Source organism: Rhodococcus baikonurensis, assembly GCF_040489275.1.
Lineage (GTDB): Bacteria > Actinomycetota > Actinomycetes > Mycobacteriales > Mycobacteriaceae > Rhodococcus_F > Rhodococcus_F baikonurensis.
In genome coordinates this window covers 29,464-45,116 of sequence record NZ_JBEUOQ010000004.1, presented here as the reverse complement: position 1 = coordinate 45,116, position 15,653 = coordinate 29,464, and the positions used below count along the sequence as shown (strand labels likewise).

Here is a 15,653-nt window from a genome sequence, read left to right as displayed (position 1 = left end):
TGTAGTTCACAGGTCGACACCCATGGTAGTCAGTGCACATGCGGGTCAGTGCAGTGGTTGTGCCCCACGTTGTCCGAGCATCAGTGTCATCAGCCCGGACTCCTGACTCTGCGTGTTGATCATGTCGCGGGCGGACTGTTTCACTGGCCCGCTCTCGAGCAGGGTATCGGCCACCTGTGCCATGGCGATCCCGCCACGGTGGTGGCGTTCCATCAGTTGAAGGAACAGCACCTCGGCGTCGAACCCGCGAGCGGCGCTCAGTTTCTCGAGTTCTTCCGTCGTAGCGATGCCCGGCATGGCGTCGGCCTCTGTTTCCGGCGTTGCCGGGTGATGATGAGAGTCGCCCGCACTGCTCGGTGACGCCTCCATCCACGCCATCGGCGTTCTACTGTTCGGCGGGACACCGGCCAACCGCAGCCAACCGAGCATGACACCGATTTCCGTTCGTTGAACATCGTCGATCTGTTGGGCCAGTCTCGTTACCGCCGGGTCCACATCAGGACTCAGACGCGCGAGAATGAAGAGTGCCTGTTGATGGTGGGCCGCCATGTCGTGTACGAATCCGATTTCGGTTTCGCTCAGAACAGCTGTCTGCGTGTGGTTCTCGGGTGCAAACAGGGGACGTAGTGCTGCGCCGAGTACGAGCAGCATCAGTGCCGCAGCTACGAGCGCGACGGCTTTGACCGATCGTGGCACCGTCATGATCCCACGGTCGTCTTCTGGTCGGCGGGTGGTGTGTAGACACCGTTTTCGAGTTGCATGGCAACAAAGCCGTTGTCGGCGCACGTCGCCCACAATGTGGTACCTCGCCATTCGGGTGGGGAGAAGCACCAATCGGTCGAGATGTCGCCGAGAGCGAGCATGCCCGACCGCGAACTCAGCGCTTGGCCGGGATCGAACTGGCCCTGCGCGATCGACTGCGCGATTGCCGGGGTGCTGAGGATGGGTACCCCGATGAGCGATGCGAGAGCGTGCGGCGAGTTGGCGAGTTGGAGATTGTCGCCGGTCCGAGCAGGTGGGTTGAAGTACGCAATTTCGTGGACATCGAAGGGATCTCGAATGTCGAAGACCCGAATTCCGCTCGAGATCCATCCGCATGCCAGCGCCGTCGGGTCGACCGGGCGATCGGCCGAACAGTAGTGAGATTCGTACGCGAACAGCGATCCGCCGGCAGCGGACGCCAGCGCAGCGTCTTGATTCTCCGGCAGATTGATCTCGAGCTTCACCGAATTGACGACCGACGGTTCGTCGTCATGGGAGACGTCGATCAATTTGACTCCGCCTGAACCGCCTTCGTCGACGGTGAACAGGTACGGCGAACCGTCGTACGTCACCGGAATGCTGTGCTGGGTGGCCCACCCGTCGGTCCACGAGAGCTGGGACAGTTGGCGCACCCGAGGGTTGGGGACGCGGCGCTGAACCTCACTGATGTCGAGAACATGTATTCCGCCGAGATTGTTCGACAGGTACATGCGGGTTCCGTCGGGACTGATTCCGAATCCGTGGGTCGACAACCCGATGAGGTCCTGCCAGATGACACGCGGGTTGGTGGGATCGGTGAGATCGACGGCGCTCACCACGCCGGGGGCGGTGCCGGAAGACCAGTAGGTGTTCCCGTCCGGTGAGAACCCACCCTCGTGATTGGTGATGGGCAGCAGCATTCCCAGATCGGTTCCCGGCCCGGGGTTGAGCAGTTTCGGGTGCGCGCAGTCGGATATGTCGTAGACCGACATCAGGCCGACGCCGGTCAAGAGCGGAACGCCCGTGCCCACCAGCAGCTTTCGCGTGGCGTTGACCTTGAGGCTCTCCCACGTTCCGGCCAGCATCGCCGGTTCGGTCAGAGTGGCGGTGAGTGCGGGGTTGGCAGGATCTGACACGTCGAGAACTTGGACGCCTTGCGCGGGGCCGAGGAGGTTCCCGGGGAAGAAGCTGCCGACGTACGAGCAGTGTTCGAAGTTGGTGGATGTGATCCCGCCGCCGCGACCCGAGTAGCCACCGATCTGAGACATGTTGCAGCTGTAACCATCCCGGCTGCGTCCGCTGTTTCGGTCCTCGGCCGGAACATCACCCTGCAACCCGGTCTCGGGCATCGAACCAGGCCCGCACTCCGCACGACTCGCCGCGTTCGAACCGACACCGGAGGATTCGAGGATCGAGCCGGGGGCGGGGGCTGGTTCGGCCGCGGCGACACACACGGGAAGGATGGTGATCAATGCGACGAGCGCGATGGCAGATCTGGTTCTGATGGTCGTGAACGATTTCATCGAGTCCAACTCCCGGTGCGGGATTGCCTTTCGTATCTCACGGGCAGACGTATCTCACGGACAGGCAGCACGGAGGGCAGGCGCGGGTTCGAGCGCTCACGACGGTCGGGTCGGGGTGTGAACCGGTGTCGGGCCGCAACCAACCGGACAATGCTGTCCGGTTGGTATCGTAGTGTGCGTGACATCGTCTGGCCGCGTCAATAGCGGATCTCTCAACAGAGGGCCGAGAGACGCGGCGCGCAATCGCGCGGCACTCATCTCAGCAGCTCGCGAGGTGTTCGCCACCCAGGGTTTCGCTGCTCCGCTCAGCCTGATCGCCCGTACGGCCGGCGTCGGCCAGGGCAGCCTCTACCGGCACTTTCCCACTCGCGAAAGCCTGGCACTCGCAGTGTTCGACGAGAACATCGTCGAGTTGCAAGATCTGGCTGCCGATCCGGATTCGACTCTCGACGATCTTTTTCGTTTGTTGGTCGACCAGATCACCACCTCGATCGTGTTCGTGGAGGTCATCAAGCCCGTCTCCTTCGGCGATTCACGACTGAATTCGGCCGGCACCCGCCTGACCGATCTTCTCGAAGGTCGCCTCGACGAAGCGCGTCGAGCTGGGAAGATACGCGAGTCCGTCACTGCCGAGGACGTGATCCTGGCGATCGCCATGTTCGCCGCGATCATGGAACGGACCGCCGAGAGCTCACGAAAAGAAGTCGCGCACGCGGCCTGGAACCTACTTGTGCAGGGACTGGCCGGGCCGACAGCGGCGGGCTGAGTCGCGTTCGCCTCGCGTCTCGAAGTGATCGCCTAGGCTCGTGTCATGGCTATTGTCTGGACAGTTCCTCGCGCTATCGGCTCCACTCTGCTCGTTGCTCCGTTGATCAAGGAGTTCCTTGTCGAGGGTGACGGGACCCTCGATGCAAAACTGACTGCGGTCGGTACGGTCTCTGCATCTCTCGAGAAGCAAGTCGGCCGCACGTTCACCTCGATCAGCGCTGCCTCGGCGGCAATCTTTTCCGGTGCTGCCGGTTCTGCCAGCGTGCCCGACGCACTGCGTCTGGCCGTGATGCGCACTCTGTCCACCGAGGTCGTCGTCAGGAAGCCGGCTCCGCAGCCGTTCACCGAAAAGGTCGGGAAGCGGTTGGGGCAGTATGTCTTTGCGTTGCGTGACCCACGTAACGACCAGGTATTCCATGTCGGGCACGGCACGGGAAACCAGGTGTTCGCGCCGGTGTTCGAAGCGCTCGGTGAACTCGCGAATCTCGAAGGAGCGGACGGCCCGGCCGAGTCGAATGCTGCTGTGACGGCAGCCAAGATCGCTCGGATCCGTGAAATCTACGACGCAGGTTCGGCAGTGGAGCACTTCGTACTCCTCCGATCTGTTTCCGCCGCCACCGATTCGGCTGCCACTACCGGAGAGGTCGTCCGCGGCATCGTGGAAGCCTTGCGGATTACCGACGCGGGAGACGGCCTGACCAACCTCGCGGGCGATACCTCGGACAAGGACGCCCGTGCGACCCGCGTCGAGGAACTCGCGTTGCGATACTCGGCCGATCCCGCGCCGGAACTCCCGACGCCGAGCATCGTCCTCCACGTACCGGCCTCCGCCCGTCCGGGAGCAACGCCGGAAGAGATTTACGAACTCGCACGGGCCGAGTGGTCTGCCGGTGCGGCTGTCCGTGCCGAGATCGGCATTCCCGTTCTGGTCTTTGCCGACAGCATCATTCGTGGTGCCTTCCGCGCTCAGTCATGGGAGGTCTCCACTCGCAATGCCGACGGAAGCCAACTGTGGCGGTTCAACGGAACCGTCGACGACGAGCTTGCTGCCAAGTACGTCGGAACCGAGGTCACCCCGCACAACGTCGGCCTGAAGAAGTGGCCCGCCAGCGGTTGGGTCACGAGGTTGACTACCGCTCGTCCGGGTGCGGTTATGCCGGGGCCTCGTAAGTCCAAGTAACGCAACAGCTTCAGGTAGAGGGCATTGTGGGGGCGGGATCCGTTCGGATCCCGCCCCCACAATATCGTTACCCGGTGTTGTCAGCCGAGCAAACCGCTTCCGAGGTAATCGTTCTCGGTGCACCCCGGCGGAATGAGATACACCGCAGAACCGATCGGCGTCGTCCACTCGTTGAGTGCGTCGAAGTCACTCAACCGCTGTTGGACCGGCAGATATTGCTCGGCGATGTCCCGTTGGAACGCGGCGAAGATCAACCCCGAGTTCGAGGTCTGCCCGCTCTCGGGTGCGTCGTCGTAGTTGTACGCCCGGCGGAAAAACTGCTCCTTCTCGTGCGTCTGATGGGCTCGCGCGATGTGTGATCCCGGAGGGATCACCGGAATACCGAACTTGTCCGTGAGAGTGAAGTCCGCTTCGTCGAATTCGTCGGTTCCGTTGAGCGGAGCGCCATTGGACAACGTGCGCCCCATGGTGAGTTCGCGTCCCGAGCGATCGAGTTCGTCCCAGGTATCCATTTCCATGCGAATGCGTCGTAGTACCAACGAGGTTCCGCCCGCGAGCCACGACTGCCCGGTCCCGTCGTGCCAGATCAGTGAATCGAAATCCACTGTTCCCGGAGCCGGATTGACCGTCCCGTCCACTTGGCCCATGAGATTGCGCATCGTGGTTCCTTCGGGCGTGGTGCCACGTGCGTTCCGGAATCCTTTCTGCGTCCATCGGATTGTCGTCAGTGATCGGACATTCTTGGTCAGCACTCGAACGGCGTGAGCAATGGTCACCGGATCGTCGCCGCAGATCTGCAGTAGCAGATCCGAGCCGCCCCATCGTTCGTCGAGTCGATCGATCGCGTAGCTCGGCAACGGCTCGAACCAATCCGGTTGACGTGAATGCAATCCCAGCTTGGTGAACAGGCCGGGGCCGTAACCGACGGTCACCGTCAAGCGTGCCGGATCCACGGCAAGTTCCCGTTCGGTGTCCGCCAACGCCGGACTGCCGGCGGTCAGCCGTGACGCATCCTCGGACCACATCTTCATGATCCCGACGACGACTGCTCGATCGGTTCCAGGCAAGAGGTCGAACCCGATGAACGTGCCGTGCGCTTGTGGAGTGGTGGCGATCCCAGCTTGGTGGACTCCGTAGAACGGTTCCACGAGCTTGCCTGCTTGCTGCTCGTGTTCGCTGCGCTCGACCACTGTGGTTGCGCCCCAGGTTATTCCCGCGACGCCGAGCGCGGCGGCGCCTCCTCCGAGAAGGCGCCGCCGGCTGAGAGCTCGGCTGGGCGGGTTCGTGTTCTCAGCCACCGTGATTCGGGTCGTAGTTCTCCTGATTACCGGAGAAGTCGCGAATCTGAGCTGTGAACGTGGTGCTGGAGCCGTCGTCGTAGATCAGGGTGAGATCGGTTTCGGCGCCCGGGAGCAGCGGCGCCGACAGGTCCATGAACATCAGGTGGTCACCGCCCGGGGTAAGGGAGGCGGAACCGTTGGCAGGGACCAGGAAACCGCCGTCCTTGGGGCGCATCGTCATCGTTCCGCCGTCGCCGGTCACGACTTCGTGCAATTCGAGTCGAGACGACGCGGGGCTGGTGGCCGAGACCACGCGTACGTCCTTGTCACTGGAGTTGACGAGTTCGGCGAACGCCGCACTCATGCCTTCCGGCGCGGCCTTGACCCATTGATCCTGAACTGTGATGGATTGTGCAGCTTCGGTTTCCTTGTCGGAGTTGGAAGAACAGCCGGTCAGCGCGAGAGCTGCGGTCAATGCAACAGCTGCGAATATCTTGGTGCGAACAGTCATGTGTGTCTCCGTAATTCGTGATTGTCAGGTAGTGGCGCGGCGTTTGAACGCTGCAATGCATACGTCGATCAGCAGGAATGCGAGCAGGCTGATGCCGAGTAGCGGAACGAACCAGCCGACCAGCGCCGTGATCGCGACGAGCGCAACGAGGCTGATCGGGGAGAGGTTGCGGATTCCGCCGCGGGCAGGAGCCCGGCCGACTGCCCAGTCGGAGCCACGGGTGGGGCGTCGGCGCCACCACATGATGTAACCCCGAATGACCACGCTGACCAGCGCGAGTGCCAGTGCGGCGAGTGCGATCTGGTTGGCAAGGCCGAACAGCAGGCCCATGTGGAGTTGGATTCCCCAGGCCGAAAGTTTGGCTGCGAGTGGCCAATCCGAGAACCACAACTCGTCGGTGACCTTTTGTGTCGCTCCGTCGATGGCGATGGTGTTGTTGCTGTACACCCAGGGCTCACGAGTCTGGGCGACGGTGAACGCTGTCTCGGCATTGGCAGGTATCGATACTTCGACCGGACCGGTGATCCCGTTGTATCTGGCGATTCCGAGGACGGTGTCGACGCGTCCGACGTTGGTATCGGTCAGAGTGCCGGTGGCAGCGGGAGCCATGTCGTGGCCCTCGTGCCCGCCTGTCGCCGGTGGGGGAGCGTCGCCGAGAGTTTTCACGACGGAGGGCGTCGTCCAACTCAATGCAGTTCTCAGATTGCTGACGTTCTCTCCGGCGTAGGTCGACCACGTGAGGCCGGTCGCCGAGAGGAAGACCAATGCAACTGCTATCCAGATGCCGACGACACCGTGCCAGTTCAGGGTCCGGCTTCGTCCGGTGGACGCTCGGTCGATCGTGAGCAGACGAGCGTTCCTGGCGGTGCGGTATCGACGGAACCACAGGTAGACGCCACCGAGTGCGACCACCCACATCCACGACGCGGCCAATTCGCTGTAGAGGCGGCCGGGTTCGCCCAGATGAAGGTGGCGATGCAGCTGGGAGATCCAGGTGCGCAATGGCAGCGAACCACTGCTTCCGTACACGGCCAACTCGCCGACCGGCTGTGCGAGCACCGGATCGACGAAGACCGCGAGCCTCTCCGATTCGCCCAGTGACGGATCGGTGAACAGGACCCGTGTGGTGGTTCCGGCAGCAGGGGACGGACGTACTGCCGAGACCGTCAGGTCAGGTCGATACTGCTGAGCGGAACGGATCTGGTCGTTCAGAGACGCGATCTGTCCGGTGGTGTCGGTCTGGAGGTAGTCGCTGTAGACGAACTTCTCGATGGTGGGCGCCATCGCGTAGAGGCCACCGCTCAACGCGGCGATGAGGATGAACGGCCCGATGAGAATGCCGGCGTAGAAATGCAGACGCAGTATCAGTGGTCTGGCGCCGCCAACCTGCGTCTTCGGGGGAGAACTGTCGTTGGACGCGCGCGTCTGTGCGCGCTCCAATTCGGGTGCGGACATGCGTGTACTCGATCCCGCCGTGCGCCTTTATTAACCGCGGGCGGTTAATAAAGGCGCACAGCAAAGTAGCGCACGAAATCACGTGCGTGAAAGGAAAGGGAAGGTGAGTTACACGAAAGCCGGCGGGCCGCGAGTGCCCAAACCGGAAGTGAGAAGTTGACGCAGAACAACTTTGGCGCGGTATCGAGTGCGCGCAGTGAACGGCGATGGTTCAGGCGCCCACGGCCGTAGGAGCACCGCGACGATGGCCGCTACCGTCGACGCCGCCACGACGTACCCGCGTTCTGCGCCGCGGATCAGTACTGCGCACACTCCGACCGCAGCGATGTGCGCTGCGAGCATCGGAAGCGACAGGAGCAGGCCGTGTTGATGATCTGAAGCGATCGTCAATGTCGCGTGGCCGATGGCCTGACCCGCTGCGAGCATGAGGGCAAGCAAGAGCGCGGGGGATCTGCGGGTGTCGATGGACGTGACCACCGCGCCGACGCTCGCGCACGCGAGGATCAACAACACCACGGCGCTTTCGGACGGGGCCATGCCGCCGCCACCGAGGGCGTGGGCTGCGACCGACACCGCGCCGGAGGTGCCGCCCACAAAAGCGCCGCGCAGCTGCGCGACATCTTTCGGACCCGGCGTCATACGCGAAAGGATACAGGCGCCTACTACCGGGCTTAGTAGGTGATCGGTCGGGATCGTTGTGGTCGCCGACCGACGACCGTGTCAGAGGGCGATTTGTCCGATTCGCCAAACTTTGCCGAGGAGTGGACGAAACAAACATGACGGTCATTTTCCCGTGTTGACTTGGCTCTGGTCGCCGGCAACGGGTCGACGGCAGGGCAAACACATAGGAGAGTTTCATGAGGCGTCGATTCTTTGCGATATTCGCCCTGGTGGGTGCGTTCGGTCTCTTCCTGTCTTCGGTGGCCTCGGCGGACCCGGTCACACGCTCGGTGTCGGGAACCCTCGTCAACTCGTGCAGCGACTCTGGCGATCCGGTCGGGATATGGATGGTCGTATGGGACGGTTCGACGCAGATCTCCTCGGCCACTGTCGGGGCGGGTGGCGCGTACACGATCGCGAATGTTCCTCCGGGCAATTACACCGTCAGTCCCTACGCGCCCGCCGGATGCGGATCCGTACCCAACGGCACGCCGGTGGATCTGACGACATCCGACGCAACCGGGATCGACTTCGAGATGGTGAAAGTGTTCAGCATCTTCGGAACTGTCACCGGGTGTCCGGGCGTCGATGGAGTCGGTGCTTCCGACGTGACGTTGAATCTGCTCGATGCGGGCACACAAATCGCGACGACAACCACGGATGGATCCGGTGACTACTTCTTTCAGTACAAGCCGGCCAAGGATGGCTATTCCGTCGAAGTGATTCCCGGCAGCGGTTGCGGCGCCGATCCAACCTCAATTCCGGTGAATCTGAGTACGGCTGACGTCACCGGTGTCGACTTCGCGCTTACTGCCGACGGCTGCGATACAGGCAGTTCGCTCGGAAGTGTGGATCTGTCGACGATTTTCGGGAGCCTCGGGAGCTCGGAATTCTGCAGCAGCTGAACACATGTCCATGAAGGGAGGGTGATCGCTTGCGCGATCACCCTCCCTTTTTTCGTTTGTTACCAAGGGATTTGCCCTGACATTGCGGAAGGCCGCTTTTGTCGACCGATGAAGATATTTGTGCCGCATATCCTTACGACGATCGTATTTGCTGAGAATGGCACCAGTGTGAGGACCAAAGTCATCGAAGTGCGGGTGTAACGGTCTGTTGTGCCGTGACGGTATTGAGCAGAGAACGGCAAGCCCGCCAGAGTGATAGCGTCCGAGAGGCTATGTCCGAAATGATTCCGAACTCGACCTAGGAAAACGGTGCGCAGCGATAACAACGGTTCGAATGGCGGAGTCTTGGGGAACAACTCCGGAACAACTCAGGGCGACGGCCTTTTCGACGCGTCCGACGACGGTTACGCAACGTCGATTCGAACCGTCACCTTCACACCGCAATTCGACGAACCCGCAGCAAAACCGTTGCCCAGTCAGCGGATGCGTCAGCAACGTCGTGAAGAGCCGACCGATTTTCGGACCTCGACGCCCAGGGCTATGACGTCCGTCGACGACCTGGACATCATCAAGCGAGCGAAGCGTCCGCCTGAACGCGGTTTGGGCAGTGTGTTGTTCAAACTCACCGGTGGGCGGATCAACACGGGGCAGTCTGCTGCCGAACTCGAGCACCAAGCTCTCGTGCGCCGTGCCAACCGCACGGTGCGCGGTGTGTACAAAATTGCCTTCATCTCGCTCAAGGGCGGTGTGGGAAAAACCACGGCGGCCAAGACCGTCGGTTCGACGTTCGCGTCGATCCGTGGGGATCGCATCGTGGCCATCGACGCCAACCCCGATCTGGGGACCCTGGCGGATCGCGAACGACGTGAACATCATCTGACCGTTCGTGATCTGTTGGCCGACGGCGACATTCGCACGTACAGCGATGTTCGCTACTACACGTCTCAAGGCGACAGCCGGCTCGAAATCCTTGCGAGTGAAGCAGATCCGGAAACCTCGGAGTCGTTCAACGAACAGGACTACCTCGATACTCTGCGAATTCTCGAGGTGCATTACAACATCGTCATCACCGACTGCGGCACAGGGATCATGCACTCGGCCATGTACGGAATCCTCGACGAAGCAGATGCGTTGGTTGTCGTCAGCCCGACGGCACAGGACGGTGCCCGTAGTGCTGCTGCAACGCTCAGTTGGCTGACCAAGCATGGCTACGCAGACCTGGTGAGCAGGTCGGTCGTGGCGATCAATTCGACGAGGCCGGGTTCGTCTTCGCTCGACCTCGATCAACTCGAAGACGTTTTCGCTCAGCGGGGAGTGCGCGCGGTCAAGACCTTGCCCTACGACGATCACCTCGGCGAGGGCGGTCCGATCGACTTGAAATTGCTGAACAAGCGCACTGCGCGGGCATATCTGGAACTTGTCGCAGCAATTGCCGACGGATTTCCGGACTCGGTGGGCAAGCACGCCTCTCGCTGAAGGTGCTCATCCACCGAATCCGATCAGGCTGCCGATGTTCAGGGATGCCGGAGGATCGCGCCGTACCCGTCGGCGAGAACCAGGCGTTCGTCGATCTGTACCAGTTCGGTTCCGGTCCCGATTGCGATGTAGGGGAGTACGCGATCGGCGGGCCCGATCAACTTTCCGCTGGTGACTTCCTTGTCGTCGGGATCGGTGAGCAACAGTGTCTCGACCTTGCCCTGTTCGAGAGCGTCGAGGACGCGCGCGGTCCCGTCGATGGAGAGACCGGAGTCCCGTCCCTGCTCTGCGACGTAGCGTTCGGTTTCCGAGTCCATCCTGCGCAGCCGCTGCGTATCGATCAGTTCACGAATCGACTTGGACACCTCAGCAGGTGACGAACCCACTGAACGTGAACCCTTTTCGACATCCACCACTCGTAGCGTCGACGGTAGGAGCTGTGCAAAAGCTTTGCGTGACTGTACTTCTCCGATCACGACCACCAGCGCGACCTTGTGTTCGCGGGCGAGCGATGCCGCGCGCTCCGCAGCCTGTGCCAGGTTCTTCCGGATGTTCTCCTCCACGAGGCTTTGACTGTCGGTGTACCGCTCCTGGCCGCCCACGTGCGCCTTGTGTACCGGGAAGCCGTCGCCGTCGACCGATTCGCCGTACACGTCACGCCCGCGGGCATCGCGCACGCACAGGTCCGCGCCGGTGTGGTCGACCTTGGCGATGAGGAAGGGCTCGGTGTCGTATCCGTGTGCGATCAGTGGAATCAAGTAGGGCAGCTCGCCCAAGGTTGCGATGGTCGATCCGGCGGGTTCGAGCAGAATATCGTCGATCAGCACTGCTTCGGGTGTGGCAACTATCGCTCGCCCAGCGCGTCCCGAGATTCCGTGATGGTTGTCCTTCACCTCGTCCAGTCGTGCGATGAGCGTTTCGGACGCGCCCTGTTTCGAGAGTTGATTGCGCATCGAGCGCCATTCGAGTTCGAAGCGCTCGCGCGCATCCTCCCGGTTGCGGACGTCTTCGAAGTACACGGAGGCAAACGGGCCGTCACTCGAACCGACCTTCTTCAGTCGCCCAGCATGCATGTCGGCTCCCTTCTGTAGTGGTCCTATGCCGCGTACCCGACAACCGGGTATTCGACACGACCGCTTTCAGTTCGCACGTTTGTTCGACTGCTGGTACTGTCTGTGAACGTGAGGGTGGTGCAGAGGGAAGCCTGCATCACTCTCACGCCAAGAGCCCGGGACCTGCCGCCGACTGCCTTCGGTGGCAGGTCCCGATTCTGCTCACTCGGCGTCGTCGGTGCCCTTCGTTCTGTCGGAACTCTTGCGCCAGTGAGTAAATCGTTCCTTGATATCCGACGCCACGTCGCCGACGCCGTTTCCGACGGCGCCGACCGCGCCGCCCAGTCCGCTGCCGATCTCGCGCACCATTCGGATCAGAGGGTCCTCTGACTCGTCGAAGTTCTGCTTGTAGCTCTTGGCTGCATTCTTGAACTCGTCGCTGATCTTCGCTCCGTCGTCTTCTCCTCGCCGCGGGTAGTTTCCGCGCAGGATCGCGGCATAGTCTCCGCTGTCCACCCATTTCTTGAGTTCTGCGGCGCGAAGTACCGAGAACGGATGCGAGAGCAGTTCGATGTTGAGGAGCTTGAGTACGCCGTCCCGGAGGTCGCCGCTGGCGTCGTACTCGGCAGCCTGGGCGAGGAATGCGTCGATGTCGATTTCACTGACTCGCGATCCGCCCGCCAATTTCATCTGGACGCGAATCGCGGTGTGGACGTCCTGCCCGCACAGCAATCCGGCGCGATCGCCGGACAGTTCGGATTTGCGCTGCCATTCCATGAGGGCGGCGATGATCGCGCGCAGTGCCCACCCGCCGACGGGTAACCAACCGATGGTTCCGGCCAGTCGCATCAAATGCATCAGGATGGTGCGGTAGACCGCATGGCCGGACAGCGCATGGCCGAGTTCGTGGCCGATGATGAACCGCTGCTCCTCGTAGTTCATCACGTCCAGCAGGCCGGTCGTGACCACCATGAACGGCTTGTCCATACCGATGGTGAAGGCATTGACCATCGGGGTTTGGAGGACGAACAACTCTGGTGTCTCGTCGGCCTGCAGAATGTCGACGCAATCGCGTCGCAGATCGTTCAGGTCGCTGAACTGGCGTTCGTCGACCCGCACGGATGTAGCGAGATACATGAGGCGATGCTGGCGTTCCTGGAGTAAGCCGGACAGCGTCCGCAGCACGGTGTCGAACCCCCGAAGTGTCCGGAGGGTCACCAATGCAGCCCGATCGGCAGGGTGTTCCCACGCACGCGAGCTGATGTCCGGGAACTCGATTCGGGTGCGATCTGGCGCAGTGGTCATGGTGGCCCCTCACTTCGATGTGTGTCGACTCACCTCCAGGGTAACGACTAGTCGGTTTAGCGCTGCATATCGGCAGTTCACTCGGTCGGTTGAGGAAGCGTGCAGTCCGTAACTTTGGGATTTACGCCGAAGTAGTTCAGCGGGCCCGCGATGACGGTGAGCGCGATGGTCCCGACGCCGGCACAGTTGGTCGGCGAACTGCTGTAGTAACCGCGCTGGCCGGCCGCAACGGCTCCGACGATCAGCCAGATCAGAACGATCAGAGTCACAATTCTCATCATGGCGTGCTCGATTCTTCAAATATTATGGTGCCCAGCGAAATACCCGGTCAGCGAGGGTATGAAACGCACGGCCGACGGGTATCCGGGGTGTATGCGGCTCGAGGCGGGCGTATCCGCCCGAGTGAACGCACTGAAGGAGCTTGTCATGATCATCCTCGGCGTAATCCTGCTGATAATCGGTTTCGTGGTGAACATTCCGATCCTGTGGACGATTGGTGTCGTCTTGCTGGTGATCGGAATCATCCTGTACGCGTTGGGCGCGGCCGGGCACGCTGTCGGCGGTCGGCGGCATTACTACTGATCGGTTGCCGGCTCCGCATGTGTATCCATGCGTGCCGGCTCGATCGAGGTGGTGCGTTGAACGGCACGTGCGATCAGTTCCCGAAGGCAGACCTGGCGAAGCGTTCGCTGTTGCCAGTCGCTGCCGCCGCCGGTGACCGATTTGTTCCGCAGCGCCGACTCCACACTCGCGTACTCGCCTGTCTCGTCGAGTGAGTCGCGGACATGGATCAGGAGTCGGTGCAACAGTTCGGTGGCCGAAATTCTTTGTGTGGTAACAGGATCGATCGACGTTCCCAGGACCCCTTCCTTCGCGGACACCCAGGTTGCGAGACGAAGGTTCTCGAGGGAAATGTTCGGAGCCTCGATGCCCCGGTCTATCGCGCCTAACGCAGTTGCCACCAGAGCCCGTCCAAGTGTTGCCAGTAGCGCTGCATCGTCTGCTGTCGGTTGAACGTCGCAAACCCGGATCTCGACGGTCGGTAGATGGCACGACGGACGGACGTCCCAGTAGGCCATCCGCTCGTCGAGCATCACGCCGCAATCCACCATCCGCGCTACCACGGTGTCGAAGTCTGCAGCGCTCTCGAAGTACGGCGGCGGCCCGGCGACGGGCCACCTGGACCATTGGATCGCCCGCCAACTCGCGAATTCTGTGTCGGATCCTTGGTGGACACGAGAATTGGCGCTCAGAGCAAGCAAGGCGGGCAGCCAGATGCGCACGTGATTGCAGACCTGCACGGCTTCGGCTTGATCAGCGACGCCAACATGGATGTGGCAACCACAGATGCTCTGTTCGGCAGCGAGGGCGCCGAAGCGCTCACCCATCTGTCGGTAACGAGGTGCATCGCTAATCTCGAAACGCGAAGGCCCCGAAAGCGGTGCGCCGACGGCCAACAGCCTGCAGCCGTTCAACTCGGCCGCTTTCGCTGCGCGCCGACGCATGTCGATCAAATGGGTTCGGAGTTCGCCGATGCTCTGGCACACCGGAGAGTTGGTCTCGACCTGGCACCGGGACAATTCGAGCTGAAGATCCATACCGAGTGTCGACGCGGTTTCCGCGACCGCGGCATTGTCGGTGGAGGGCAACCACGATGTCGGGTCGACGAGGATGAATTCTTCTTCGACGCCGACGGTCGGGGTCGTCGATTCGTAGCGGCCAGCGGTGGATCCGGTCGAGCTGGTGGCGCTCATGCTCGCGTCTACCCGGTCGGTCGACGGAGGAAACCGACACGAGGAAGCCCCGTTCTCGTCGGGAGAACGGGGCCTGTGGTCGGTCTTGCCAACATCTCGTAAGCGTCAACGAGCCCTTGCACACCGTGTGAATCTGGGGACTGGCGTGCCTGGGAAAACGTACTGTGTCGGACTCGGAAAAACGAGACCTCCTGGCATGTTTCACCCCCTATTTCACCCTCGTGTGAGCCTGCCCGCCCGCACGTCGTCGAGTCGCGGATCGTGTCCTGTCGGAGTGCGGTGGGGCTGTCTCGGTTTATCCGTGGAGTCCGCATTTATCACGCCGATCCCGGAGAATGTGAACCCATCTAAACTAACGTCCAACATTCAGATGTGAGGTTTCGGTGAGAATGGGCACTCGGAACGGCAGTGGATATGTGACCAGTTAATCCCGTGCACAGTATCCGGTAAAGTTATCGGACTTTTGGACTGGTATTGCGTTTCATCAGCGGAAATATGCAGTGGTTATGGGTGAACGTCAGAATTTGGGAGAAAGTGCCTGGGATCGTGTTGCTACCGGTTCGTTATCACAGTCGAATGTCCACTATGTATGTGGGTGGCGCCTCTTTGAGGCTGGCAAAACTGCGTGTCAACAGTGTGGAAACTTCGCCAACCTCGCCGTCTTCAATGAAGAGTTTCGCCAGGGATATCTATCGGAATCGACGCGCCCGGAAATTTTTCTCAAGATTTACCCATTGGCGAATTGGGGAAGTTTCTCAGCTTCAGAATATTGGAAATGCTGCGGGTGGGAGCTGTTATTCGTGGCAATTTGCTCGTATCTTGCTGTGTGGAGTTTTTGTGGCAGAAGTGCTGCATGGTCGAGAAATAATCCCATTGATGCTTTACATTGGGAATTGCAAGATGCACGTTTCATCCTCAGTGTTAAACGAAAGGACGAACGCAATGGGTAGCTTGGAAGATTTCGACATCGCGGCACTTCTCCAGAAGGTCATCGCATTCTTCGACGGATTCTCGTCGGACGAGACTGAGCCGACGGGCTAAGA

The 15,653-nt window shown here is 61.3% G+C and carries 15 protein-coding genes; 5 read left to right on the top strand and 10 right to left on the bottom strand.

Annotated features, from left to right (window positions below; translation table 11 throughout):
- Positions 1–45 precede the first annotated feature (45 nt).
- Both ABWI03_RS11055 and ABWI03_RS11050 read right to left on the bottom strand, forming a co-directional pair.
- Entirely contained in the window at positions 46–702 is a 657-nt protein-coding gene (locus ABWI03_RS11055) for a DUF305 domain-containing protein (protein ID WP_235171429.1), read from the bottom strand.
- On the bottom strand, positions 699–2,264 hold the full coding sequence (locus ABWI03_RS11050; RefSeq protein ID WP_298779633.1) for an LVIVD repeat-containing protein: 1,566 nt from the start codon (positions 2,262–2,264) through the stop codon (positions 699–701). The genes ABWI03_RS11055 and ABWI03_RS11050 overlap by 4 nt, the downstream gene beginning before the upstream one ends.
- 178 nt (positions 2,265–2,442) lie before the next feature.
- Here ABWI03_RS11050 and ABWI03_RS11045 point away from each other — a divergent pair, with 178 nt between their 5' ends.
- The gene (locus tag ABWI03_RS11045; RefSeq protein ID WP_234036657.1) at positions 2,443–3,030 is read left to right on the top strand and encodes a TetR family transcriptional regulator; all 588 of its coding nucleotides are present in this window, start codon (positions 2,443–2,445) and stop codon (positions 3,028–3,030) included.
- Between the two features lie 45 nt (positions 3,031–3,075).
- Positions 3,076–4,212 carry a GIY-YIG nuclease family protein gene (locus ABWI03_RS11040; protein ID WP_095971339.1) on the top strand — a complete coding sequence of 379 codons (1,137 nt, stop codon included), beginning with the start codon at positions 3,076–3,078 and terminating at the stop codon, positions 4,210–4,212.
- Between the two features lie 80 nt (positions 4,213–4,292).
- Here ABWI03_RS11040 and ABWI03_RS11035 read toward each other — a convergent pair whose 3' ends face one another.
- The 4 genes from ABWI03_RS11035 to ABWI03_RS11020 form a co-directional block, all read right to left on the bottom strand.
- Positions 4,293–5,510, bottom strand: a complete 1,218-nt coding sequence (locus tag ABWI03_RS11035) for a Dyp-type peroxidase (RefSeq protein WP_298779638.1) — start codon at positions 5,508–5,510, stop codon at positions 4,293–4,295.
- Positions 5,503–6,003 carry a copper chaperone PCu(A)C gene (locus tag ABWI03_RS11030; RefSeq protein ID WP_019747182.1) on the bottom strand — a complete coding sequence of 167 codons (501 nt, stop codon included), beginning with the start codon at positions 6,001–6,003 and terminating at the stop codon, positions 5,503–5,505. The genes ABWI03_RS11035 and ABWI03_RS11030 overlap by 8 nt, the downstream gene beginning before the upstream one ends.
- 24 nt (positions 6,004–6,027) lie before the next feature.
- Positions 6,028–7,458 carry a PepSY-associated TM helix domain-containing protein gene (locus ABWI03_RS11025; protein ID WP_298779642.1) on the bottom strand — a complete coding sequence of 477 codons (1,431 nt, stop codon included), beginning with the start codon at positions 7,456–7,458 and terminating at the stop codon, positions 6,028–6,030.
- Positions 7,459–7,566: 108 nt separating this feature from the next.
- On the bottom strand, positions 7,567–8,097 hold the full coding sequence (locus tag ABWI03_RS11020; protein ID WP_029254615.1) for a hypothetical protein: 531 nt from the start codon (positions 8,095–8,097) through the stop codon (positions 7,567–7,569).
- A 218-nt stretch (positions 8,098–8,315) separates the two neighbouring features.
- Between ABWI03_RS11020 and ABWI03_RS11015 the strand changes: the two genes are divergently transcribed.
- Together ABWI03_RS11015 and ABWI03_RS11010 are read left to right on the top strand one after the other, a co-directional pair.
- A complete protein-coding gene (locus ABWI03_RS11015; protein ID WP_124568703.1) occupies positions 8,316–9,023 on the top strand; it encodes a hypothetical protein in 708 nt (235 codons plus the stop codon).
- A gap of 309 nt (positions 9,024–9,332) precedes the next feature.
- Positions 9,333–10,499, top strand: a complete 1,167-nt coding sequence (locus ABWI03_RS11010) for a MinD/ParA family ATP-binding protein (RefSeq protein WP_124568702.1) — start codon at positions 9,333–9,335, stop codon at positions 10,497–10,499.
- A 38-nt stretch (positions 10,500–10,537) separates the two neighbouring features.
- Here ABWI03_RS11010 and ABWI03_RS11005 read toward each other — a convergent pair whose 3' ends face one another.
- The 3 genes from ABWI03_RS11005 to ABWI03_RS10995 all read right to left on the bottom strand — a co-directional run bounded on the left by ABWI03_RS11005 (position 10,538) and on the right by ABWI03_RS10995 (position 13,137).
- Positions 10,538–11,572, bottom strand: coding sequence for a baeRF2 domain-containing protein (locus ABWI03_RS11005; protein WP_298779647.1), 1,035 nt, complete (start codon positions 11,570–11,572; stop codon positions 10,538–10,540).
- A gap of 201 nt (positions 11,573–11,773) precedes the next feature.
- Positions 11,774–12,856 (bottom strand): M48 family metallopeptidase, encoded by a 1,083-nt coding sequence (locus ABWI03_RS11000; RefSeq protein WP_166813362.1) that lies wholly within the window; start codon positions 12,854–12,856, stop codon positions 11,774–11,776.
- A 77-nt stretch (positions 12,857–12,933) separates the two neighbouring features.
- Complete coding sequence (locus tag ABWI03_RS10995) at positions 12,934–13,137, bottom strand: hypothetical protein (protein WP_003945456.1); 204 nt, start codon at positions 13,135–13,137, stop codon at positions 12,934–12,936.
- 145 nt (positions 13,138–13,282) lie between these two features.
- Between ABWI03_RS10995 and ABWI03_RS10990 the strand changes: the two genes are divergently transcribed.
- Positions 13,283–13,438, top strand: coding sequence for a DUF6131 family protein (locus tag ABWI03_RS10990; RefSeq protein WP_095971469.1), 156 nt, complete (start codon positions 13,283–13,285; stop codon positions 13,436–13,438).
- On the opposite strand, the gene ABWI03_RS10985 is transcribed toward ABWI03_RS10990, so the two are convergent.
- Entirely contained in the window at positions 13,432–14,610 is a 1,179-nt protein-coding gene (locus tag ABWI03_RS10985) for a carboxylate-amine ligase (RefSeq protein ID WP_298779654.1), read from the bottom strand. The two genes, ABWI03_RS10990 and ABWI03_RS10985, sit on opposite strands and share 7 nt — an antisense overlap.
- Positions 14,611–15,653: the final 1,043 nt, after the last annotated feature.

Coding starts and splice junctions, on each gene's coding strand:
- ABWI03_RS11055 (WP_235171429.1), bottom strand. CDS start 702: ATGACGGTGCCACGATCGGTCAAAGCCGTCGCGCTCGTAGCTGCGGCA.
- ABWI03_RS11050 (WP_298779633.1), bottom strand. CDS start 2,264: ATGAAATCGTTCACGACCATCAGAACCAGATCTGCCATCGCGCTCGTC.
- ABWI03_RS11040 (WP_095971339.1), top strand. CDS start 3,076: ATGGCTATTGTCTGGACAGTTCCTCGCGCTATCGGCTCCACTCTGCTC.
- ABWI03_RS11030 (WP_019747182.1), bottom strand. CDS start 6,003: ATGACTGTTCGCACCAAGATATTCGCAGCTGTTGCATTGACCGCAGCT.
- ABWI03_RS11025 (WP_298779642.1), bottom strand. CDS start 7,458: ATGTCCGCACCCGAATTGGAGCGCGCACAGACGCGCGCGTCCAACGAC.
- ABWI03_RS11020 (WP_029254615.1), bottom strand. CDS start 8,097: ATGACGCCGGGTCCGAAAGATGTCGCGCAGCTGCGCGGCGCTTTTGTG.
- ABWI03_RS11015 (WP_124568703.1), top strand. CDS start 8,316: ATGAGGCGTCGATTCTTTGCGATATTCGCCCTGGTGGGTGCGTTCGGT.
- ABWI03_RS11005 (WP_298779647.1), bottom strand. CDS start 11,572: ATGCATGCTGGGCGACTGAAGAAGGTCGGTTCGAGTGACGGCCCGTTT.
- ABWI03_RS11000 (WP_166813362.1), bottom strand. CDS start 12,856: ATGACCACTGCGCCAGATCGCACCCGAATCGAGTTCCCGGACATCAGC.
- ABWI03_RS10995 (WP_003945456.1), bottom strand. CDS start 13,137: ATGATGAGAATTGTGACTCTGATCGTTCTGATCTGGCTGATCGTCGGA.
- ABWI03_RS10990 (WP_095971469.1), top strand. CDS start 13,283: ATGATCATCCTCGGCGTAATCCTGCTGATAATCGGTTTCGTGGTGAAC.
- ABWI03_RS10985 (WP_298779654.1), bottom strand. CDS start 14,610: ATGAGCGCCACCAGCTCGACCGGATCCACCGCTGGCCGCTACGAATCG.